This is a genomic window from Sphingomonas sp. AOB5, assembly GCF_029433115.1.
Lineage (GTDB): Bacteria > Pseudomonadota > Alphaproteobacteria > Sphingomonadales > Sphingomonadaceae > Sphingomonas.
Genome location: NZ_JARNTV010000046.1, coordinates 1 through 21,248, shown reverse-complemented (window position 1 = coordinate 21,248; position 21,248 = coordinate 1). Strand labels below are relative to the sequence as shown.

At 65.4% G+C, this 21,248-nt stretch carries 21 protein-coding genes; 15 read left to right on the top strand and 6 right to left on the bottom strand.

All coding sequences use genetic code 11. The annotated features are described in order from the left end of the window. Positions 1-24: 24 nt before the first annotated feature. Complete coding sequence (gene fghA / locus P1X14_RS16340; protein WP_277316464.1) at positions 25-867, top strand: S-formylglutathione hydrolase; 843 nt, start codon at positions 25-27, stop codon at positions 865-867. 3 nt (positions 868-870) lie between these two features. Here fghA and P1X14_RS16335 read toward each other — a convergent pair whose 3' ends face one another. Continuing rightward, a complete protein-coding gene (locus P1X14_RS16335) occupies positions 871-1,737 on the bottom strand; it encodes a LysR family transcriptional regulator (RefSeq protein WP_277316463.1) in 867 nt (288 codons plus the stop codon). Between the two features lie 93 nt (positions 1,738-1,830). On the opposite strand from P1X14_RS16335, the gene P1X14_RS16330 reads away from it, so the two are divergent. The 12 genes from P1X14_RS16330 to P1X14_RS16275 all read left to right on the top strand — a co-directional run bounded on the left by P1X14_RS16330 (position 1,831) and on the right by P1X14_RS16275 (position 12,257). Next, entirely contained in the window at positions 1,831-2,979 is a 1,149-nt protein-coding gene (locus P1X14_RS16330; RefSeq protein ID WP_277316462.1) for an isovaleryl-CoA dehydrogenase, read from the top strand. Further along, positions 2,976-3,230 carry a hypothetical protein gene (locus P1X14_RS16325; protein ID WP_277316461.1) on the top strand — a complete coding sequence of 85 codons (255 nt, stop codon included), beginning with the start codon at positions 2,976-2,978 and terminating at the stop codon, positions 3,228-3,230. The genes P1X14_RS16330 and P1X14_RS16325 overlap by 4 nt, the downstream gene beginning before the upstream one ends. Before the next feature lie 21 nt (positions 3,231-3,251). Continuing rightward, complete coding sequence (locus P1X14_RS16320) at positions 3,252-4,853, top strand: carboxyl transferase domain-containing protein (RefSeq protein WP_277316460.1); 1,602 nt, start codon at positions 3,252-3,254, stop codon at positions 4,851-4,853. A 3-nt stretch (positions 4,854-4,856) separates the two neighbouring features. Continuing rightward, positions 4,857-5,264, top strand: coding sequence for a hypothetical protein (locus P1X14_RS16315; protein ID WP_277316459.1), 408 nt, complete (start codon positions 4,857-4,859; stop codon positions 5,262-5,264). Positions 5,265-5,293: 29 nt separating this feature from the next. After that, positions 5,294-5,905, top strand: coding sequence for a lysophospholipid acyltransferase family protein (locus tag P1X14_RS16310; protein ID WP_277316458.1), 612 nt, complete (start codon positions 5,294-5,296; stop codon positions 5,903-5,905). A gap of 20 nt (positions 5,906-5,925) precedes the next feature. Further along, a complete protein-coding gene (locus P1X14_RS16305) occupies positions 5,926-6,375 on the top strand; it encodes a nuclear transport factor 2 family protein (protein ID WP_277316457.1) in 450 nt (149 codons plus the stop codon). Positions 6,376-6,404: 29 nt separating this feature from the next. Next, entirely contained in the window at positions 6,405-6,893 is a 489-nt protein-coding gene (locus P1X14_RS16300; protein WP_277316473.1) for a nuclear transport factor 2 family protein, read from the top strand. After that, positions 6,890-7,204 (top strand): DUF3088 family protein, encoded by a 315-nt coding sequence (locus tag P1X14_RS16295; RefSeq protein ID WP_277316456.1) that lies wholly within the window; start codon positions 6,890-6,892, stop codon positions 7,202-7,204. Before P1X14_RS16300 ends, P1X14_RS16295 begins: the two co-directional genes overlap by 4 nt. After that, the gene (locus tag P1X14_RS16290; RefSeq protein ID WP_277316455.1) at positions 7,201-9,201 is read left to right on the top strand and encodes an acetyl/propionyl/methylcrotonyl-CoA carboxylase subunit alpha; all 2,001 of its coding nucleotides are present in this window, start codon (positions 7,201-7,203) and stop codon (positions 9,199-9,201) included. Before P1X14_RS16295 ends, P1X14_RS16290 begins: the two co-directional genes overlap by 4 nt. A 100-nt stretch (positions 9,202-9,301) precedes the next feature. After that, the gene (locus P1X14_RS16285; RefSeq protein WP_277316454.1) at positions 9,302-9,841 is read left to right on the top strand and encodes a hypothetical protein; all 540 of its coding nucleotides are present in this window, start codon (positions 9,302-9,304) and stop codon (positions 9,839-9,841) included. A 61-nt stretch (positions 9,842-9,902) separates the two neighbouring features. Further along, positions 9,903-11,768, top strand: coding sequence for an ABC-F family ATP-binding cassette domain-containing protein (locus P1X14_RS16280; protein ID WP_277316452.1), 1,866 nt, complete (start codon positions 9,903-9,905; stop codon positions 11,766-11,768). Positions 11,769-11,936: 168 nt separating this feature from the next. Further along, entirely contained in the window at positions 11,937-12,257 is a 321-nt protein-coding gene (locus P1X14_RS16275) for a metalloregulator ArsR/SmtB family transcription factor (protein ID WP_277316451.1), read from the top strand. 7 nt (positions 12,258-12,264) lie between these two features. Here P1X14_RS16275 and P1X14_RS16270 read toward each other — a convergent pair whose 3' ends face one another. The 4 genes from P1X14_RS16270 to manD form a co-directional block, all read right to left on the bottom strand. Beyond that, positions 12,265-13,296 carry a bifunctional aminoglycoside phosphotransferase/ATP-binding protein gene (locus P1X14_RS16270; RefSeq protein WP_277316450.1) on the bottom strand — a complete coding sequence of 344 codons (1,032 nt, stop codon included), beginning with the start codon at positions 13,294-13,296 and terminating at the stop codon, positions 12,265-12,267. A gap of 36 nt (positions 13,297-13,332) precedes the next feature. Next, a complete protein-coding gene (locus P1X14_RS16265; protein WP_277316449.1) occupies positions 13,333-14,637 on the bottom strand; it encodes a patatin-like phospholipase family protein in 1,305 nt (434 codons plus the stop codon). A 128-nt stretch (positions 14,638-14,765) separates the two neighbouring features. Further along, on the bottom strand, positions 14,766-15,917 hold the full coding sequence (locus P1X14_RS16260) for an endo-1,4-beta-xylanase (RefSeq protein WP_277316448.1): 1,152 nt from the start codon (positions 15,915-15,917) through the stop codon (positions 14,766-14,768). Between the two features lie 22 nt (positions 15,918-15,939). Next, positions 15,940-17,151: a D-mannonate dehydratase ManD gene (gene manD / locus P1X14_RS16255; protein ID WP_277316447.1), complete on the bottom strand. Its 1,212-nt coding sequence runs from the start codon at positions 17,149-17,151 to the stop codon at positions 15,940-15,942. Positions 17,152-17,293: 142 nt separating this feature from the next. Here manD and P1X14_RS16250 point away from each other — a divergent pair, with 142 nt between their 5' ends. After that, positions 17,294-19,447, top strand: coding sequence for an alpha-glucuronidase family glycosyl hydrolase (locus P1X14_RS16250; RefSeq protein WP_277316472.1), 2,154 nt, complete (start codon positions 17,294-17,296; stop codon positions 19,445-19,447). Between the two features lie 20 nt (positions 19,448-19,467). Here the strand turns inward: P1X14_RS16250 and P1X14_RS16245 are convergent, their stop codons facing one another. Beyond that, the gene (locus P1X14_RS16245; RefSeq protein WP_277316446.1) at positions 19,468-20,466 is read right to left on the bottom strand and encodes a cupin-like domain-containing protein; all 999 of its coding nucleotides are present in this window, start codon (positions 20,464-20,466) and stop codon (positions 19,468-19,470) included. Between the two features lie 17 nt (positions 20,467-20,483). Between P1X14_RS16245 and P1X14_RS16240 the strand changes: the two genes are divergently transcribed. Next, positions 20,484-21,176, top strand: coding sequence for a DUF6445 family protein (locus P1X14_RS16240; RefSeq protein ID WP_277316445.1), 693 nt, complete (start codon positions 20,484-20,486; stop codon positions 21,174-21,176). Positions 21,177-21,248: the final 72 nt, after the last annotated feature.

The following is a 21,248-nucleotide window of genomic DNA, read 5'->3' as shown; positions in this document are numbered from 1 at the left end:
CCCCGCGAACCTGCGGAGCATGAAATGACCATCGAGACGCTTTCGACCAACAAGTCCCATGGCGGCGTGCAGGGCGTGTATCGTCACGCCTCGTCCGCGACCGGCACCGACATGGTCTTCTCGGTCTTCGTGCCCGATCATGCCGAGGGCGCGAAGCTGCCGGTGCTGTGGTATCTCTCGGGCCTGACCTGCACCCATGCCAATGTCACCGAGAAGGGGGAGTATCGGCAGGCCTGCGCCGAACATGGCGTGATCCTGATCGCCCCGGATACGTCGCCGCGCGGCGAGGGCGTGCCCAATGACGATGGTTATGATTTCGGGCAGGGCGCGGGCTTCTATGTCGATGCGACGCAGGCGCCTTGGTCGCAGCACTTCCAGATGCGCTCCTATATCGAGAGCGAGCTTCCCGCGCTGATCGCCGCCGAGTTCGCTGTTGCCGATATGAGCCGTCAGTCGATCACCGGGCACTCGATGGGCGGCCATGGCGCGCTCACCATCGGGCTGCGCAATCCGGATCGGTTCCGCTCGATCTCGGCCTTCTCGCCGATCGTGTCGCCGCTCAACTGCCCTTGGGGCGAGAAGGCGCTGACCGGCTATATCGGCGCGGACAAGGCGGGGTGGCGCGAATACGATGCCTGTGCGCTGATCGAGGACGGTGCGCGCGTGCCAGCGCTGCTGGTCGATCAGGGCGATGCGGACAATTTCCTGACCGAACAACTCAAGCCCGAGCTGCTCGCCAAGGCAGTGGAAGGTACCGGTATCGACCTGACGCTGCGGATGCAGCCGGGGTACGACCACAGCTATTATTTCATCTCAAGCTTCATGGCCGATCATGTCGCCTGGCACGCCGAGCGGCTGAAGGCCTGACGCTCAGGGCAGGGCGGGCACCACGTCGCGCAGTGCCGCCAGTGCGGGCGATCCCTGCCGCACTTCCTCCGCGACATGGCTGCCCAGCATCAGCCCGATCCGGCGGACATGATCGAACCCGGCCAGCCGCGGCCGGGCCACGCCTTCGCTCGCGAACCCTTCGGGCATCACCGTGACGCCCAGCCCGGCGCGGACCATTGCCAGCGCGCGTTCGTCGCTGTTGGTGCGCGCGGTGAAGAAGGGGCGGACGCCGCGTGCGGTGAAGTGGCGGCTGGTCTCGGCCAGCAACTCGCAATGCCGCCGCACGATCATCACATCGCCCGCCAGCGCTTCGGCCTCGACCATGTCCTGACCCGCCAGCCGGTGCCCTGCCGGTACGGCAAGCGCATAGCCTTCGGTGCGCAACACCTCACCATCGCCTTGCCGCACGATGGTGAGCGCCGCGTCGATCCGCCCGCGCTTCAATCGTTCGAGCAATTCGCCTTCGCGGCCTTCTGATATCTCTACGCGTTCTTCGCCAAGCTGCCGTGCGAACCGGTCGGCGACCACGCCGATCCAATCCGCGGGGACGCTCGACAATATGCCCAGCCGCATCGTCGGCCGCGCGGCATTGTCCCCCGCCAGCGATCGCTCGGCCGCCGCGAACTCGCTTTCGATCCGCCGCGCGTGCACCGCGAACTGCACGCCCGCCTCGGTCAGTTCGACCCGGCGATTGGTGCGATGGAACAAGGTACGCCCCAGTTCGCGTTCCAGCTTGGCGATGCCGACGGACAAAGTCGGCTGCGAGACATTGCATTGTGCCGCCGCGCGGGAGAAGTTGCCGCTGTCCATCACGGCAAGGAAGTAGCGCAGGAGATACCGGTCGATCATAGATGCTATCTATGATGTTCCGCCATCACCTTCAATTTTTCTTGTCTGACCGGACCTGCTACACGCGCCGCCAACGGATTTGGAGAGGCTGGAATGGACCTGGATTTCGGGCTGGGCGAGAATGCGGAGATGATCCGCGACACCACCGCGCGTTTCGCGAAGGAGCAGATCGAGCCGCTCGCCGCGAAGATCGACGCGGACGACTGGTTCCCCCGCGACCTGTGGCCGGCGATGGGCGAACTCGGCCTGCATGGCATCACGGTGGAAGAGGAATGGGGCGGCCTCGGCCTCGGCTATCTCGAGCATGTGATCGCGTGCGAGGAAGTTTCGCGCGCGTCTGCGTCGATCGGCCTCAGCTATGGCGCCCACTCGAACCTGTGCGTCAACCAGATCCGCCGCTGGGCCAGTGAGGAGCAGAAGGCGAAGTACCTGCCCAAGCTCGTCTCGGGCGAGCATGTCGGCAGCCTCGCCATGTCGGAGAGCGGCGCAGGCAGCGACGTCGTCTCGATGAAGCTGCAGGCGCGCAAGACCGATCGCGGCTATGTGCTGAACGGTACCAAATTCTGGATCACCAACGCAACTTACGCAGACACGCTGGTCGTCTACGCCAAGACCGGCGAAGGTTCGCGCGGCATCACGACCTTCATCATCGAGAAGGACATGCCCGGCTTCAGCATCGGCCAGAAGATCGACAAGATGGGCATGCGCGGCTCGCCCACCGCCGAGCTGGTGTTCGACGATTGCGAAGTGCCCGAGGAAAACGTCATGGGTCCGCTCAACGGCGGCGTCGGCGTGCTGATGAGCGGGCTGGATTATGAGCGCACCGTGCTGGCCGGCATCCAGCTCGGCATCATGCAGGCCTGCCTCGACGTGGTGGTGCCCTATATCCGCGACCGCAAGCAGTTCGGCCAGCCGATCGGCAGCTTCCAGCTGATGCAGGCTAAGGTGGCGGACATGTATGTCGCGCTGAATTCGGCGCGCGCATACGTCTATACCGTCGCCAAGAATTGCGATGCCGGCCGCACCACACGCTTCGATGCGGCGGGCGCGATCCTGCTGGCGTCGGAGAATGCGTTCCGGGTCGCGGGCGAGGCAGTGCAGGCGTTGGGCGGGGCTGGTTATACGAAAGACTGGCCGGTCGAACGCTTCCTGCGCGATGCCAAGCTGCTGGATATCGGCGCGGGTACTAACGAGATCCGGCGCATGCTGATCGGCCGCGAACTGATCGGGGCGGCCGGATGAGCGGGCAGGGGGTCCTGTGGCTATTTGCGCTGGTAGTGGCGCTCTATGGCGCGCTGGCTCAGCGTCGCTTGTGGCTGCACTATGTGGTCCTGGCACTCGCCGCAGGCGCCCTGACCTGGTTCATGCCTGACATGGATGGCATAGAGTCGGGCTTCATCGCCTTCATCGCTTTCTTTGTGATCCTGGCCGTACCATTCGCCGTCGGGCGGCTGATCGGGCATTTCGTCAGGCGCTTCAGAGATGCCGCGTAGAATAGTTTTGGAGAGCAGCCTGTGACCGGCCCCGTCCTCACCACCGCCCTCTCCCCCGAGAGCGAAGCCTTCCGCGCCAACGCCGCGCATAACCGTGCGCTGGCAGGCAAGCTGCGCGCCGATGTGGCGCAGGCGGCGCTGGGCGGCTCCGAGGCTTCGCGCGAGCGGCATACGTCGCGGGGCAAGCTGTTGCCGCGCGATCGCGTCGAGCGGCTGCTCGATCCCGGTTCGCCCTTCTTGGAGATCGGCCAGCTTGCCGCCAACGACCTGTACGACGGCGAAGTCCCCGGCGCGGGCGTGATCGCGGGCATCGGTCGCGTCTCGGGCCGCACCGTCATGATCCTGTGCAACGATGCCACGGTGAAGGGCGGCACCTATTACCCGATGACCGTCAAGAAGCATCTCCGCGCGCAGGAGATTGCCGATGCCAACCGGCTGCCCTGCATCTATCTGGTCGACAGCGGCGGCGCGAACCTGCCGCATCAGGCCGATGTGTTCCCGGACCGCGATCATTTCGGCCGCATCTTCTTCAATCAGGCGAACATGTCGGCCAAGGGCATTCCCCAGATCGCCTGCGTCATGGGCAGTTGCACCGCGGGCGGCGCCTATGTTCCCGCCATGTCGGACGAGACGGTGATCGTCCGCAACCAGGGCACGATCTTCCTCGCCGGCCCGCCGCTGGTGAAGGCCGCCACCGGCGAAGTCATCAGCGCCGAGGATCTGGGCGGTGGCGACCTGCACGGTCGTAAGTCCGGCGTGGTCGATCATGTCGCCGAGAATGACGAACATGCACTGACCATCGTCCGCGATATCGTCTCGACGCTTCAGCCCGACGCGACGCCGGACGTCAACATGGCCGAGCCGCGCGCGCCCAAGTTCGATGCCGAGGATCTTTACGGCATCCTGCCCCAGGACGTCCGCGCGCCGTACGACGTGCACGAGATCATCGCGCGGCTGGTCGATGGCAGCGAGTTTCACGAGTTCAAGGCGCTCTATGGCACCTCGCTGGTCTGCGGCTTCGCGCATATCTGGGGCATGCCGGTCGGCATCATCGCCAATAACGGCGTGCTGTTCAGCGAAAGCGCAGTGAAGGGCGCCCACTTCATCGAACTCGCCTGTCAGCGCCGCGTGCCCTTGCTGTTCCTCCAGAACATTTCGGGCTTCATGGTCGGCGGCAAATATGAGGCCGAGGGCATCGCCAAGCATGGCGCGAAGCTCGTCACCGCCGTCGCCACCGCCAGCGTGCCCAAGATCACCGTGCTGATCGGCGGTAGCTTCGGCGCAGGCAATTACGGCATGTGCGGCCGCGCCTATAGCCCACGTTTCCTGTTCAGCTGGCCCAATAGCCGCATCTCGGTGATGGGTGGCGAGCAGGCTGCATCGGTGCTGGCAACGGTGCATCGCGATGCTGAGAAATGGACGCCGGAGGAAGCCGAGGCATTCAAGGCGCCGATCCGCCAGCGTTACGAGGACGAAGGCAATCCGTGGCACGCCACGGCGCGACTGTGGGACGATGGCATCATCGACCCCGCCCAGACCCGCGACGTGCTGGGGCTGGCCTTTGCCGCGACGCTCAACGCTCCGATCCCCGAACGCCCGTCGTTCGGCGTGTTCCGGATGTAGGCGATGCAGCCGGTGAACAGGCGCGACTATCGCACCCTGCTCGAGCTTGCGGAGACGCTGGAGCGCGAGTTCGGCGGTTATCTCAGCACCGAGCGCCTGACGGAACGCAATGGGGTTCAGGCCAGCTTCGATGCCGAGCGCCGCGCCTTTGTCTATCGGCTGTTCAAGGAGAATACCCCGCCTGCGCTGCTGGTGTCCTCGGTGATGGCGGACCTCGACCGGATCGAGCCGGCCGCGCCGCAGGGGGATGCCAGCTTCGCCTATGTCCGCGAGCAACTGACGAAGCATATCGGCAAGGCGGCGGGCCAGAACGACCTTCAGCGCTTCGTCGTGCGGTGGGCGCTGCCGGCCGTCTCGGTGATTGCCCTGATCGTGTTCATCTACCTCAAATATCTTCGGCTTTCCGAATGACCGACGAACCGGAACAAGGGAGCGGACGCATGAAGACCGATCCGCCGCCGGCGCTGGCTTCGCGCATCGTGCGCCAGCTGCTCGTCTGGTATTACCAGCTGCGCGGCTGGAAGGCCGAAGGCGCGCCGCCCGCGGACCGACGCTGCATCATCGTCGCCGCGCCGCACACGTCGAACTGGGATTTCGTCAACGTCCTCGGCCTCACCAATGCGCTTGGGATCAAGGCGCATTTCATGGGCAAGAGCAGCCTGTTCCGCTGGCCGATGGGCCGCTTCATGCGCGATATGGGCGGGGTCGCGGTCGATCGCTCGGCTTCGCGAAACTATGTCGATGCGATGATCGCCGAATTCGCCGCGCGCCGCGAATTCATGCTTATCATCGCGCCCGAGGGAACGCGCAGCGCCGCGGGACAGTGGCGCACCGGTTTCTATCATATCGCGATGGGCGCGGGCGTGCCGCTGGTGCTCGGCTATGTCGATTATCCCAGCAAGACTGGCGGTCTCGGCCCCGAGATCATGCCCAGCGGCGACTATGCCGCAGATATGGCGAAGATCGTTGCCTTCTATGCGACCAAGACCGGGCGCCATCCCGATCGCGCCGTCACCGATTTCGCCACCATCATCGGCAAGACCGCCGAATGACCGCCCGGCAAGGACCAGCCATGCGCCTGATGCTCATTCTCGCCGCTTTCCTGTTCCCGCTAGGCGCGATGGCGCAGAGCAACGAGGAGGCTGTGCTCATCCCCGTCAACGGCCTGATGGCGGCTATGGCGGATCGCAACACCGAAGCGATGCTGAGTTTCATCACCCCGGGCGGTAGCGCGACCGGGGCAGGGTGCGGGCCCGACGGCAAATATGAGCGCATCTACACCACGCCCCTGGCCGAATATCTCGAAAGCTATGCCGACATGCTGGATGGCAAGGAGGTGTTCTTCGAACCCGAGGTGCGCATCGATGGTACGCTGGCTACCGTTTGGGGCCGCTACACCTTCACCGTTAATGGCGTGATCCGCCATCGCGGCCATTCGGCGTTCCAGCTCGTCCGGCTCGACGGTAAATGGCTGGTCCTCAACTATAGCTGGTCCACCCGTCCCCAGGATTGCGGCCAGTGATCCGCTCCGCTCCCACGAAAGGCTTGCCTGTGCGTCATCTGCTTCTCGCCGCTGCCCTGTTCTTGCCCGCCGGCGCGCTTGCCCAGACCGCGCAGGCGCCGAAGCTGCCGCCCGCCAATCCGCTGCCCTATGAGGATCCGGATGCCGCTGCCGTCCTCGCGCCGATCAACGCGCTGTTCGTGGCGTTCGAGGCGGGCGATGGTGCCGCGGTGCTGCGCCAGGTCTATCCCGATGGCCGGGTCACGATGGCCGAGGACGGCAAGGCACCCCGCCTCCTGAACTGGAGCCAGTTCGCCGGAAGCCTCAAGCCGGGCGACGGCTTCAAGGAGCGCATCACGGGTCCTGCGATCGAGATCGATGGGGACATTGCGATGGTCTGGGCACCGTTCACCGTCTGGGTCGGCGGCAAGCTGAACAATTGCGGCTATGACCATTTCGACCTGATCCGCGAGAATGGCACGTGGAAGGTGATGAACCTGACCTTCTCGTCGCGCACCATCGGTTGCGCGGCGCAGTGAGCCAGCGCGACCGCCTCTTCGTCCTCGATACGGAATGGGCCGATCCCGATTTCGGCGGCCAGCGGCGTTTCTATTGCCGGTTCAGTGTGATGGTCGAGGGTCTGCTGGGTCTGTTCCCAGAACGCGCGGCGAATATCGACGTGATCCGCGTCGCCTGGCCGCGCCCGCGCGCTGCGGTGGTCGAGGCGCTTGGGGAGGCCAACCAGAACCTCCCCGCGCTGGCCTTCCATGAAGGCGGCTTCGTCAACGAGATCGAGGCGCTGCTCGCCGCACTCCACACCCGTCACGGCTTTCCGGAACGACATCCATGATCCAGTCCCTCCTCATCGCCAATCGCGGCGAGATCGCCTGCCGCATCATCCGCACCGCGCGGGCGATGGGTATCCGCACCGTCGCGGTCTATTCGGATGCCGACGCGAAGGCGCTGCACGTCCGTCAGGCCGACGAAGCGGTGCATATCGGGCCTTCTCCGGTGCGGGAGAGCTATCTGGTCGGCGAGAAGATCATCGCCGCGGCAAAGGCGACGGGCGCGGAGGCGATCCATCCCGGCTATGGCTTCCTGTCGGAGAACGCCGGGTTTGCGCAGGCGGTGAAGGATGCGGGCCTGATCTGGGTCGGTCCCAATCCCGAAAGCATCACCGCGATGGGCCTGAAGGACGCCGCCAAGGAACGGATGATCGCGGCGGGCGTGCCGGTCACTCCCGGCTATCTGGGCGAGGACCAGTCGCCCGATCGCCTCCAGTCCGAAGCCGACGCGATCGGCTATCCGGTGCTGATCAAGGCGGTTGCGGGCGGCGGCGGCAAGGGCATGCGCCGGGTCGAAGCCGCGGCCGATTTCCCGGATGCGCTGGCCAGCTGCAAGCGCGAGGCGGCCTCGTCGTTCGGCGACGACCGCGTGCTGATCGAGAAATATATCCTCTCGCCGCGCCATATCGAAGTGCAGGTGTTCGGCGACAGCCACGGCAATGTCGTCCATTTGTTCGAGCGCGACTGCTCGCTGCAGCGCCGCCACCAGAAGGTGATCGAGGAAGCGCCCGCGCCGGGCATGGACGAAGCGACCCGCGAAGCCATCTGCGCCGCCGCCGTCCGCGCCGCCAAGGCGGTCGATTATGTCGGTGCCGGCACCATCGAGTTCATCGCCGACGCCAGCGAAGGCCTGCGCGCCGACCGTATCTGGTTCATGGAAATGAATACGCGGCTTCAGGTCGAGCATCCGGTGACCGAGGAGATCACCGGCGTCGATCTGGTGGAGTGGCAGCTGCGGGTGGCGAGCGGAGAAGCGATCCCGCTCAAGCAGGAGGAACTCAGCATCAACGGCTGGGCGGTCGAAGCGCGGCTCTATGCGGAGGATCCCGCGAACGGATTCCTTCCCAGCATCGGAAAGCTTGAAACTTTCCATATCCCCTTCGGCATGCGCATCGAAACCGGCGTTGTCGAGGGTTCGCAGGTCAGCCCATTCTACGATCCGATGATCGCCAAGATCATTGTCCACCGCGATACGCGCGAGCAGGCACTCTGGGATTTGGCGGAAGCCTGCGCTTCGATCCGCATACGCCCGGTTCGCACCAATGCGGAATTCCTCAGCCGCACGCTGCAGTGGATGCGCAGTCCAAGCGTCACTACGGGTAGCCTTGAGACCGAACTCACCGTCACCAGCGTCGATCCCCTCTCCGTCCTCGATACTGGCCTGATCGAACGGCGAGGCGAGATGCTGACAATGCGTTTCGAACCTGACCTGGCGCTCCGGTCTGCTGGTGCGATCCTCCTGCTCGATGCGGGCGAACAGCCCTTGAGTCAGCGACCTTTCCTTTCCGCCACGGGCGCTCGCGCTTATCTCGCGCACGGATCAACGGTCTGGAATCCGATGTTCGGTTTCCGTCTGAACCGGGAGCCCAAGCACTCAGTACGGCTTGCGATCGATGGCAACGCCACGGACATCGATCTCGACGTCGGCGGTCTGCGTGAGCCGGATATCTATGATTATGACGACAATGGCGGTGTCTGGGTTCGGGATGCACGTTTCGGAGTGGCGCATTATTTCGATTATGTGCGCTCGGCTGTGGGAGCCAGCACGGCGGCCACCGGCGACGGCGCGCTCCTCGCCCCGATGCCCGGCCGTGTCACGTCGGTCGACGTCTCCGCCGGCGACACCGTCACCAAGGGGCAGCGCCTGCTCACCCTCGAAGCGATGAAGATGGAGCATGGTCTCACCGCCCCGTTCGATGGCGTGGTTGCCGAACTCAATGCCGAGGCGGGTGCGCAGGTGACCGAAGGTACGGTGCTGGTACGGGTCGAAGCCGCCGGGTGACCGGCGGCCTGCGCATAATCTGCACCGCAATTCCTCCGAAGCCATGCTGTCATCCTGTGGCGCGCGGGATTATCTCCGGCACATCAAGGAGGTACGGCGAATGACGGGTTTTGCGGAGCATCGCGTGCATGGCGGCAATCGCTGGCGCGGTCTGGTCTGGGGCATGGGTGCGCTCGCGCTCGCGGTGCCGGCCATCGCCATGCAGTTCACCAGCGAAGTGAACTGGGATCTGGCCGATTTCCTCGTCTTCGGCACGATGCTGGCCATTGCCTGCGGTGTCTTCGATCTCGCGACGCGGGCGAGCGCCAGCACCGCCTATCGCGCTGCGGTCGGCATCGCCGCAGCGGCCGCATTCCTGCTCGTCTGGGTCAATCTGGCCGTGGGCGTCATCGGCAGCGAGGATAATCCTGCCAATTTGATGTTCGCCGGCGTGCTGGCAGTCGCGATTCTCGGCGCATTCGCCGCGCGCTTCCGTCCGCAGGGCATGGCCTGGGCGCTGGTGGGGACCGCAGTTGCGCAGCTTCTGGTCTGGATCGTCGCGCTCGTTGGCGGCATCGGCAATTTCCCGGTCGTGACCGCAGTGTTCGTCGCGCTGTGGCTCGGCTCGGCACTGCTGTTCCGCAAGGCCGCCCGCGGTTAAGCGCAAAGGCCGCCAGCGAGTGATTGCGGGAATCGCCGCCAGCGCCTAAGCGCCCGGCATCATGCTCAACCTGAACGACATCACGGTGCGCCTCGGCGGACGCACGATCCTGGACGGCGCCACCGCAAAGCTGCCCCCGCGCGGCCGCATCGGGCTGATCGGCCGCAACGGCGCCGGCAAGACCACGCTGGTGAAGGTGATCTCCGGCCATATCGAACCCGATACCGGATCGATCGATATGCCCAAGGGGGCACGGCTCGGCTATCTGGAGCAGGAAGCGCCGCACGGCATTTCGACGCCATTCGAGACTGTGCTCGCTGCCGATGTCGAGCGCGCCACGCTGATGGCCGAAAGCGAGACGAGCGAAGATCCCGACCGGCTTGGCGCACTCTATGAGCGGTTGATGGCGATCGATGCCTATACCGCGCCGTCGCGTGCGGCGCAGATCCTGGTCGGGCTGGGTTTCGACGAGGAAATGCAGCACCAGCCGCTCGACAGCTTCTCGGGCGGCTGGAAAATGCGCGTCGCGCTGGCGGGCCTGTTGTTCTCGCAGCCGGACGTGCTGCTGCTCGACGAGCCTTCGAACCATCTCGATCTGGAGGCGGTATTGTGGCTCGAGGATTTCCTCAAATCCTATCCCGCGACGATCCTGCTGGTCAGCCACGAGCGCGACTTTCTCAACAATGTCGTCGATTACACGCTGCATCTCGGCGGCGGCAAGCTGACGCTCTATCCCGGCGGCTATGACGCGTTCGAGCGCCAGCGTGCCGAGCGCCAGGCACAGATCGCCTCGGCGCGGGAGAAGCAGCAGGCCCAGCGCGAGCATCTTCAGGCCTATATCGCCAAGAATTCGGCACGCGCCTCCACCGCCAAGCAGGCCCAGTCGCGCGTCAAGGCGCTGGCCAAGATGCAGCCGATCGCCGAATTGCACGACGATCCGTCGCTGACCTTCGACTTCCCCAATCCCGACGAGTTGCGCCCGCCGCTGATCACGCTCGATTATGCCAGCGTCGGCTATACCGACACGCCGATCCTCAAGAAGCTGAACCTGCGGCTCGATCCCGACGACCGGATGGCGTTGCTCGGCCGCAACGGCAACGGCAAGACCACGCTGGCGCGGCTGCTCGCGGCGCAGCTGGCGCCGATGGATGGCGCGATGACTGCCAGCGGCAAGATGCGGGTCGGCTATTTCACGCAATATCAGGTCGAGGAACTCGATCGCGACGAGACGCCGCTCCAGCACATGACCGCGCTGATGAAGGGCGCCAGCCAGTCGGCCGTCCGCGCGCAGCTCGGCCGCTTCGGTTTCCAGGCGCAGAAGGCGACGACACAGGTCGGCAAGCTTTCGGGTGGCGAGAAGGCGCGGCTGGCGCTGGCGCTGATCACCCGCGACGCTCCGCATCTGCTGATCCTCGACGAGCCGACCAACCATCTCGACGTCGACGCGCGCGAAGCGCTGATCCAGGCGCTGAACGACTATTCGGGCGCGGTGGTGATCGTCAGCCACGACCGCCACATGCTGGAGATGACTGCCGACCGGCTGGTACTGGTCGACAGCGGTACCGCCAGCGACTTCGACGGCAGCCTCGACGATTATATCGCTTTCGTGCTGAGCAAGGATGGCGCCGGGCCGAAGCTCTCCAAGGCCGACAAGAAGGAAGCCCGCCGCCTCGCCGCCGAAGCGCGCGAGGCCGGCACCGAGCTGCGCAAGGCGGCCAAGCAGGCCGAAGCCGACTTGGCGAAGCTGAACGAACAACGCAGGGCGGTGGATCAGGCGATGGCCGATCCGTCGACCGCCGAGCCTTCGCTGGCCAAATTGTCGATGAGCGATCTGATGAAGCGGCGCGGCGAACTGGGCGCCAAGATCGAGGCTGCGGAACTGGTCTGGATGGAAGCGAGCGAGGCGCTGGAAACACTGGCTGCGTAACGAATTTCGCGCCCGAATTAACCATCTAGCGCGTTGTATTCGAGCGAAACTATAGGCTTAGCGGCGATAGCTGAGAGAAGTATTGCCTTCACAATCGCGCAATATTTCCGTGCCTTTTCCGTAAGATAGCTGTTGCATGCGGGCGCCACACACCCTAGTTGAACCCCCGTGAAGTACGAGTTGATTGAAGTTGCCGACCGCGCCTCGGTTTTCTTGAAGGCGTTGTCAGGCCGTAGCCGCCTGTTGTTGCTTTGCCAGCTGTGGGAAGGCGAGAAGTCTGTCGGGGAACTCGCCCGGCTGACCAATTCTCGCGATACCGCGGTCTCGCAGCAGCTTGCCCTTCTCCGTCGACAGGGCATGGTCTCCGCACGCCGTTCGGGCCAGACGATCTTCTATTCGCTATCCAGCGATGAAGTCGTCCGGATCCTCGAGGCCCTGCAGGATATGTTCGGCTCGGCCGACGCCGAACGCGAAACCGAACCCGCCTGAATCCGGACTAGCGCCGTTGCCGGTCGATCACCGCGCGTGCCGCGGCGATCACCGTTTCCGGCGGCCGGTTCACGCGCATCCGGTGCCAGCCGTACAGTTCGCCCGCCGACCGGCGCGATTGCTCGCGCACGACTTCGGCACCGGCATCGGACGCATCGCCCGATCGCGCATTGACGCGGGCGATCCGGTCGCGCTCGGGCGCTTCGAGCCATAGGCCGGTAAAGGATACCCGCGCGCGATCCGCCAGCATCTCGGCCACGTCGCGCTCGCTGCGGCGCATAAACACCGCGTCGATGATCACACTGGTGCCGCACGACAGGTGATCGTAGGCGGATTCGAACAGCGCTTCCCAGGTCTCGGCGTCGCTCTGCGCGGTGTAATGCGATGGCGGCAGCCGGGCTTCGGGCGGCAGGCCCATGATCCGTTTCCGGAACACATCGCTGCGCAGCACCCGCGCACCCGGCGCACGGTTCATCCAGCAGCCCAGGGCGCGCGCCAGCGTGCTCTTGCCCGTGCCCGAAAGCCCGCCGATCGCGATCAGCCGCGGCGGTGCGTCGGCGAGCAGGTCCACATCGTTCGCGTGGATCGAAAGGAACAGCGGCAGCAGCGCCCAGCCGCGCGCGCCCTGCGGCATCACATCGACATAGCGATTGGCGATCATGTTCGCCGGCGCGCGCAGGCCGCGGCACCACATATCCTCGAGCAGATTGGCGAGATCGAACAGGATATCGATCGCCACATCCTGCGATCCGAACGGCTCCGGCCCGGTTTCGGTCAGCGCGATGTGATCGAGCCGCAGCGCACCATGGCCGCGGCGGACGCGTCCGGCGGCGGCGCGCTCGGCCAGATGCGCAGCGTGCCGTGCCAGTTCCGCGCGCTGTTCCGGCAGCGTCGCGCGGATCGCTGCGCTGCTTCCGGCTGCTTCCGGCGCCGCGGCATGCATCGCCGAAATCCGGTCGGCCAGCCGCATCAACAGGGCATGATCCAGGTCCCGCCGCTCGGCTACTTCGCTCAGCAACATGTCGGGCGGGACGCTCATCCCAGACCCCTTAGCACCTCATCCGTGAACGTCACCTCACCGTCGTGGACGAAGCGACAGATTCGACAGTTCGATCCATGGTGCGGGCGAATTGGCCTTGGTCCGCCCGAGCTTTGTGAGGCAGCGCATGAACTCGGGCGAGAACATCACCCCGCCGCCGGGCTTCACGCAGGGCACGTCCTTGTAGCCGTCCGCGCTCACCATCCTGAGCGGCCCGACCGGATGCTCGATCCGGATGACCGCGATCGAGCTGACCTCGAGCTGGTTGACCAGGATCGCCTCGGCCCGCTGCGCCGCGTCGATCGCGCCACCCTGGCTGTTGATCTCGGGATCCGGCTCGACCGTGGTCGGTCCGTTGCGGACGACATAGATCGGGAACAACGGGGTACGGCCGGGGGTGGGGGCGGGCGTCTCGCCGGGGCCGGCTTCCTCGCTCACCGCCGTGGCCGAAGCCGCGACATTGGCTTCGAACACCGAAGCGCGGGTGCCGCCGTCATAATAGGTCACGCCGTTGATCTGCACCGGCTGGAAATTGACCGGCATCGCCGCCGAGGCCATCGCCGCGCCGGTGATGCAGGTCCGCGCCTCGCGCCGCGGCAGCTGCGCCAGTTCGACCACGTCGACATATTGGAAGCGTCCGCTGGCTGCCTCGACAAAGCCGATCAGCACATATTTGCTCTGCTCTCCGTTCGGACCCATCATCGCGCGCAGCGCGTCCAGAGCGCAGGGCTTGGTGGGATCGTCGATGATCGCATCGGGGCACAAGGCGCTCTCGATCCGCATCCGCAGCGGCTTCAGCCCGGCCATCGATCCGGTGAGCACCACGCGCAGGAATCCGCCGCGATCCACCACGTCGCTTTCCTTGGCGGGCGCATAGGCGGCCAGCAGTGCCCGATAGGCCTCGGGCGTGCCGATCGAGACGAACAAAGCCTGCAGCGCGCCGGTGCTGATCCCGCTGACGAAGGTTGCGTCGGGCATCGTGCCGTTCAGCCGCATCTGATCGAGGAAACCGGCGCCGAACGCGCCCCATTGTCCGCCGCCTGAGAGCATCAGCACCGCGGGCAGGGGGCGTTGGGGCCGGTTCGGCCGGGGCGTCTGCGCGGCGATCACCGCTTCGGGACGGGTGGCGCGTTCCATGCGCGTGACCATGTCGTTGTCGCGCGGCCGCGGCGTGGCTGTGGGCTTGGGGCCGCCCATGCCGTGGATTTCGCGCTCCAGCGCCGAATAGGGCACGTCATGCTTGTACTTGTCGAAGGGCGGGCAATCGATGTTCAGCGTGCCATGGCCGGCGCATCCGGCCACCAGCAGGCCGAGCAGCATCGACATCAGAACCTTGCGCATTCCCGTCCCCCGTTGCTGGACCGGGCGGCGGCTCTGTGGCGATCCGTCCCGGCCGGAAATGCGACCCAGGCAGCAGCGCTATCGCAAGCGCGCGCCGCCGCCAAGATCGTTACGCAGCCATTCCGGAACTATCGCGCTGGGGCACCCAGGAATGCCGAGGCCATCGCTTCGCGCAGCGGCTTGGCCTTGAACTCCGCGTCATAGGGGCAGCCGCGGATCATCGTCTTGTCCGCGCGCGGATCGAAGCCGGTCAGCCAGCTATATTTGTCGACCATGCCCCATGCGAGCACGTCCTTGAGCTGTTTGTAGGAGAACATCACGTCGAGATAGGCCTTGGCGTAATCTGCCACCATCGCATCGCGCGCGGCGATATCGGTCGGCGCCTTCTTGTCGTTCACGTCGAACTCGGTGATCGCCAGCTTGTAGCCCATGGCCGTAACCTCATCCAGGAACTTGCGCCAGGGACCCTCGGACTCCTTGACGATCGCCGCCACCGGCAAGTCCTTGAGCAGCCGGATGTGCGACTGGATGCCCAGCGTATCGACCGGCGTGCCGCGCTTGCGGAAGCCTTCGAGCAGCTTGAGCACGCCCGTGATATGGGTCTCGTCCTCGGTCCCGCGTTCCCAGCTCATATAGTCGTTATAGACCAGCTCGGCATGCGGGGCCTCGGCCTTGGCGGTGTGGAACATCATGTCCAGCATCGCCTCGCCGCTGCCGAACGCGCGAGTGACGACGGTGTCGCGGAGCGCACCGGTGGATGGCTCCACGGCCTCATTGACCACGTCGTAGGAATAGATTTTCGTGCCGTAGCGCTTGCACACGGTGCGGACATGATCGGCCAGCAGTGCTTCCGCGGCCTTGGCCGGTTGCGCTCCGAAATCATGGCTCACCAGCCATTCGGGAAACCATTTCTGCGGTGCCCAGAACAGCGTGTGCCCGCGCAGCTTATAGGCCTTGCTCGCAGCGTAATCGGCGATCGCGTCGAACTGGGCGAAGTTGTAGCCCTGCGTATGCCGGGTCCACTGCCATTTCAGCTCGTTCTCGGGCACCAACAGCCCGCAATCGCGCTCCAGCAGCGCGGCATAGGCGGGGTTGGCGAAGCTCGCCCGGTCGGCATTCGGCTGGCCCCAGGCGACCGCTGACCCGAAGCGCAGACCCTTTCGCATCGCGATATCGTTGAGCCCGGCGAACTCGTGCTGGGCCGTTGCGCTTCCGCTCATCCCCAGCGCGGCGGCGGCCGCCCCGGCCGCCAGCATCTCGCGGCGCGTCAGTCCCGTCATCATTCTCTCCCCTTCGCCGGCTTCACCAGCTGAACATGGTTCCGTCTTCGAGCCGCGCGACGGGCAGATAGGCCCGGCTATATTCGTATTTCGCGGCCAGCTTCTCATCGATCTCCACGCCCAGCCCGGGCTTGTCGCCGGGATGCATCATCCCGTCGGCATAGCTGTAGGCATGGGGGAACACCGCGTCGGTCTCGGGCGTGTGGCGCATATATTCCTGGATGCCGAAATTCGGCACCGACAGGCCGAAATGCAGCGCCGCGGCCATCGTCACCGGCGACAGGTCGGTCGCGCCGTGGCAGCCGGTGCGGATCTGGTGCACGTCGGCCAGCGCGGCGATCCGCCGCAAATGGGTCAGGCCCCCGGCATGGACCACGGTCGCGCGGATATAGTCGATCAGCTGTTCCTCGATCAGCTGCTTGGCGTCCCAGATCGTGTTGAAGATTTCGCCCACTGCCAGCGGGCAGGTGGTGTGCTGGCGGATCAGCCGGAATGCGGACTGGTTCTCGGCCGGGGTCGCATCCTCCAGCCAGAAGGGACGGTATTGCTCCAGATCCTTGCCCAGCCTCGCCGCTTCGATCGGCGTGCAGCGATGGTGCACGTCGTGAAGCAGATGCACGTCCCAGCCCAGTGCCTCGCGCGCCGCTTCGAAGAGGGGCGGGACCGAACGCAGATATTTCTCGGTCGACCACAGGCTTTCGGTCGGCAGCGAACCGTCGGCGGGTTCGTAGAAATAGCGGTCCTTCGACACGCCATAGGTCGCGGCGAGGCCGGGCACGCCGGATTGCAGCCGGATCGCCTTGTATCCCTGCTCGGCATAGTGCCGGGCATTGTCGATGGTTTCCTCGATATCGCGACCATTGGCATGGCCATAGACCATGCAGCCCTCGCGGCTGGCGCCGCCGAGCAATTGGTAGACCGGCAGGCCCGCCACCTTGCCCTTGATATCCCACAGCGCCATGTCGACCGCGCCGATCGCGCTCATCGTCACAGGTCCGCGGCGCCAATAGGCGCCCTTGTACAGATACTGCCAGATATCCTCGATCCGGTGCGCGTCGCGCCCGATCAGGCAGGGGATCACGTGATCGGTCAGGTAGCTCGCGACTGCCAGCTCGCGACCGTTGAGGGTCGCGTCGCCGATGCCGGTCACCCCGTCCTTCGTCTCGATCAGCAGCGTGACGAAATTGCGCCCGGGACAGGTGACGATGACGCGTGCGGAGACGATCTCAGCCATGCACGGTCCACTCCAGCCGGTTTCCCGCGCACCCCCGCATCGATCCTCTCCCGCAAAACATTTGTCTGATGATAGCGCTACCAACATCGTCATGCTATCGCCTTTGTCAACGGCGATGAATCGCTGCGGGAGAGGGATGACGATGCGGCTGCTGCTGGGATGGATCGCACTGGTGCTGACGGTGATCGGCGCGGTACCGCAGGCGCGGGCCGAGACCGGCTACGACCTGTGGCTGCGATATCGCCCGGTCGAACCCGAATATCGCGAGCGCTACGCGACCGCTTTCCGCTATCTGACCTTCTACGTGCGGAGCGAGGTCGGCGAGACCGCGCGCGTCGCGTTGCTCGACGGGTTGTACGGCATGACGGGTCTCGTCCCGCCGCCTTCCGACCGGATCGGCGCCAACACGCTGCTGGTCGGTACCGCTGACAATCCCGTCATCGCCGCGCTCAATCTGCCGCTGGCCGGGCTGGGGCGCGAAGGCTTCGTGATCCGCAGCCTCACCATCGACGGCCATCGTGTCACCGTGATCGCGGCCAATCAGGAAGTCGGCCTCCTCTACGGCGTGTTCCGCCTGCTTCGGCAAATCCAGATCCGCCAGCCGGTCGATGCGCTCGACATTGCCGATGCGCCGAAGCTGCAGGTGCGCATCCTCAATCACTGGGACAATCTCGATCGCTATGTCGAGCGCGGCTATGCCGGGCAGTCGCTATGGGACTGGCAGAAGCTGCCCGGCCATCTCGATCCGCGCTACACCGATTATGCCCGCGCCAATGCCTCGATCGGCATCAACGGCGTGGTGCTGACCAACGTCAACGCCAATGCCGAGATTCTCAAGCCCGTCTGGCTGGAGAAGGTGAAGGCGCTGGCCGGCGTCTTCCGCCCTTGGGGCATCCGCGTCTATCTGACCGCCCGCTTCTCCGCGCCTATCGAGATCGGCGGCCTCAAGACCGCCGACCCGCTCGATCCTGCGGTGCAGGCCTGGTGGAAGGCCAAGGCGGACGAGATCTATCGCGTCATCCCCGATTTCGGCGGCTTTCTGGTGAAGGCCAATTCCGAGGGCCAGCCCGGCCCGGCGGACTACAAGCGCAGCCATGCGGAGGGCGCCAACATGCTCGCCGATGCGCTCGCCCCGCATGGCGGGATCGTGATGTGGCGCGCCTTCGTCTACGCCGCCGAAAATCCCGAGGATCGCGCGAAGCAGGCCTATACCGAGTTCCAGCCGCTCGACGGCAAGTTCCGCGACAATGTGATCGTGCAGGTCAAGAACGGCGCCGTCGACTTCCAGCCGCGCGAGCCCTTCCATCCGCTGTTCGGCGCGATGCCGCGCACGCCGCTGATGATGGAGGTGCAGCTTACCAAGGAATATCTCGGCTTCGCGACGCACCTCGCCTGGCTGGGGCCGATGTGGGAGGAAGTGCTGCAAAGCGACACGTTCCGCCCCAAGGCGGGGACGACCGTCGCCGATGTGATCGATACGCCGGTTCGCCCCGGCGCGGTCACCGGCATGGCCGGGGTCGCCAATATCGGCAGCGACATCAACTGGACCGGATCGCAGTTCGATCAGGCCAACTGGTACGCCTTCGGCCGCTTCGCGTGGGATCCGGACAGCAAGGCCGATGCCATCGCGCAGGATTGGGCGCGGATGACCTGGGGCGGCGACGCGCAGACGGTGGAGGCGATCCTGGGCATGATGCGCGGCTCGCGCGAAGCTGTGGTCGATTACATGACCCCGCTCGGTCTCGCACACCTGATGGCGACCGGGCATCATTATGGCCCCGGACCCTGGGTGTCCGATCTGGCGCGGCCCGAATGGAACCCGGTCTATTATCACAAGGCCGATGCGAGCGGGATCGGCTTCGACCGGACGAAGACAGGCAGCGACGCGCTGGCGCAATATGCCGCGCCTCTGGCCAAGCGCTGGGGTGCTCCGGACACCACGCCGGAAAATCTGCTGCTCTGGTTTCATCATGTGTCGTGGGACCACAAGATGAAGTCGGGCCGGACATTATGGGAGGAACTGCTTACCCATTATGATCGCGGCGTCGCTTCGGTTGCTGCGATGCAGGCGCGATGGGAAGGTTTGAAGGACAGGGTGGACCACCGCCGCTGGGAGGAAGTCCGCGATTTCCTCGCGATCCAGCATGACGAAGCGAAGTGGTGGCGCGACGCCTCGATCGCCTATTTCCAGTCGGTCTCGAAACGCCCGCTGCCCGCGGGTGTCGCTGCGCCGGCGCATGATCTCGACTGGTACAAGGCGATCGACAACAGATACGCGCCGGGGAACGGGAAGTAACAGTGCCGGCGCAAACCGGTTCAGGGCCGCCCCAGTCCCCGCATCAGATATTGCTTCAGATAGTGCCGCCATCCCGGGGTCGGCTCGCCCAGTACGCGGCGGTCCTGTTCGGCGAGGTGTTCGGCCGGATGCCCATGCTTGCGGAACACGAAGGTGTCGAACATCGCCCGCCACGCTTCGCGCCGGGGCTCGGGCAGGTGGCTGATCGCCAGCACGCCGTGCACCACCGCATCGAACCGCGCGGCCATGTCCGGCGAATCCGCCCACCAGTAATTCACCAGCACGTTGAAACCGGACAGCGCATCCACCTGATGCCACCAGAGCGCCGGGATGAAGATCGCATCGCCCGGTTCGAGTTCGGCCACCTGCGCCGCCGCCAGCGCTTCGCGGAAGCGCGGGTAGCGCTCGAAATCTGGATCGTTCAGCGCGACCATGCTCGCGGGCTGCCCCGCCATGTTGTGATCGAGCGGCCCGACATAGAGGTTATGCACCTGATCGGGCGGGAACAGAGTGAAGCGCCGACGCCCGGCCGCGACCACCGCGACATTGTCCGACGCGTCGAAATGCGTGCTGACCGTGCTGGCATTGCCGACCCAGATGCGCGGCGTGGCGCCGAGGCCGTCGACCAGCGGCATCGGATTGGCTTCGGCGAAGCCGGGCAGGCACTGGCTGGTCTCGAGCGCGCCGGCATAGACAGCAGGCGGCCTTTCGCTGCCCTGAAGGCTAAGCAGGTAGCGGAGCAGATCGGCGAACGAACCCTTGCGCCGCTCGAAGTTGAAGCCCTTCATGTCGGCGGCGTAGAAGAAGCGGCCGTTTATCTCTGCCGGCCCGACGAATGCCTCGGCTGCTGCGCCCTCGTCGAAGCCGAGCAGATAGTCGCAGGCCGATTGCGCCGTCGCGGAGGCGGCGACTATCGGCCAGTCCCGCGCGGCGCCGCGCAGCACGACCGGCGCATAGCCGGCCACGACCTCGTGGAACGTGGTGGCATCGATTCCGGAAATCTCGCGGACAGGTGTCATGCCGATACCCTAGCGCGATGAGCTTTGCCCTCAATCCCCGCTCGCGCGCGTCGCTCACTCTTGCAGGCAATGAGGCAGAACCGGTGCTGCAGGTCGATGGCCTGCTGATCGATCCGCAGGCGCTGGCCGATTATGCCGCGACGCAGACGCGGTTCGATCCCGCGCCACCCGGCACCTATCCCGGCATCCGTGGTCCCGCACCGCTCGATTATGTCGAGGCGGTCGCCCGTGGCCTCGATCCGCTGGTGCGCGAAGCATTTGGTCTCGGCGGCGTCCAGCTTGCCCATGCCGAGTGCAATTTCTCGCTGGTCACGCTCAGCGCGGAGCAACTCGCGCCTGCGCAGCGCGTGCCGCACATCGACACCATCTATCCGCTGCAATTCGCGTTCCTCCATTATCTCTGCCCACCCGAACATGGCGGCACCGCGCTCTACAGGCACCGCGCGACGGGCTATGAGGGGCTCACCGCCGAACGCCTGCCGACCTACGAAGCGATCCGCGCCACCGAAGGGGCAGGGCAGGGCTATATCGCCGGCGACACGCCCCATTTCGAGCAGACCGCTGCGTTCGACGCGGCGTATAACCGCCTGCTCGTCTATCGCAGCCGCGTGCTGCATTCCGGTCGTATCCCGGCAGATGCGACCCTCTCTGCGGATCCGCGTCGGGGCCGTCTGACAGCGAACATCTTCCTCTCCTATCGCGCCATTTGATTTTCGCGGCACCGGCCCGCTCCCCCACCCGGCCACCCATAGAATAACCTTCCGTTGGGTGGCCGGGTGGGG

Bases quoted from the DNA above. Each gene is read 5' to 3' on its own strand.
- P1X14_RS16245 (WP_277316446.1), bottom strand. From the start codon at position 20,466: ATGACACCTGTCCGCGAGATTTCCGGAATCGATGCCACCACGTTCCAC.
- P1X14_RS16265 (WP_277316449.1), bottom strand. From the start codon at position 14,637: ATGCGCAAGGTTCTGATGTCGATGCTGCTCGGCCTGCTGGTGGCCGGA.
- P1X14_RS16335 (WP_277316463.1), bottom strand. From the start codon at position 1,737: ATGATCGACCGGTATCTCCTGCGCTACTTCCTTGCCGTGATGGACAGC.
- P1X14_RS16305 (WP_277316457.1), top strand. From the start codon at position 5,926: ATGCGCCTGATGCTCATTCTCGCCGCTTTCCTGTTCCCGCTAGGCGCG.
- P1X14_RS16270 (WP_277316450.1), bottom strand. From the start codon at position 13,296: ATGAGCGTCCCGCCCGACATGTTGCTGAGCGAAGTAGCCGAGCGGCGG.
- P1X14_RS16325 (WP_277316461.1), top strand. From the start codon at position 2,976: ATGAGCGGGCAGGGGGTCCTGTGGCTATTTGCGCTGGTAGTGGCGCTC.
- P1X14_RS16240 (WP_277316445.1), top strand. From the start codon at position 20,484: ATGAGCTTTGCCCTCAATCCCCGCTCGCGCGCGTCGCTCACTCTTGCA.
- P1X14_RS16315 (WP_277316459.1), top strand. From the start codon at position 4,857: ATGCAGCCGGTGAACAGGCGCGACTATCGCACCCTGCTCGAGCTTGCG.
- P1X14_RS16250 (WP_277316472.1), top strand. From the start codon at position 17,294: ATGCGGCTGCTGCTGGGATGGATCGCACTGGTGCTGACGGTGATCGGC.
- P1X14_RS16310 (WP_277316458.1), top strand. From the start codon at position 5,294: ATGAAGACCGATCCGCCGCCGGCGCTGGCTTCGCGCATCGTGCGCCAG.
- fghA (WP_277316464.1), top strand. From the start codon at position 25: ATGACCATCGAGACGCTTTCGACCAACAAGTCCCATGGCGGCGTGCAG.
- P1X14_RS16260 (WP_277316448.1), bottom strand. From the start codon at position 15,917: ATGACGGGACTGACGCGCCGCGAGATGCTGGCGGCCGGGGCGGCCGCC.
- manD (WP_277316447.1), bottom strand. From the start codon at position 17,151: ATGGCTGAGATCGTCTCCGCACGCGTCATCGTCACCTGTCCCGGGCGC.
- P1X14_RS16330 (WP_277316462.1), top strand. From the start codon at position 1,831: ATGGACCTGGATTTCGGGCTGGGCGAGAATGCGGAGATGATCCGCGAC.
- P1X14_RS16280 (WP_277316452.1), top strand. From the start codon at position 9,903: ATGCTCAACCTGAACGACATCACGGTGCGCCTCGGCGGACGCACGATC.
- P1X14_RS16290 (WP_277316455.1), top strand. From the start codon at position 7,201: ATGATCCAGTCCCTCCTCATCGCCAATCGCGGCGAGATCGCCTGCCGC.
- P1X14_RS16285 (WP_277316454.1), top strand. From the start codon at position 9,302: ATGACGGGTTTTGCGGAGCATCGCGTGCATGGCGGCAATCGCTGGCGC.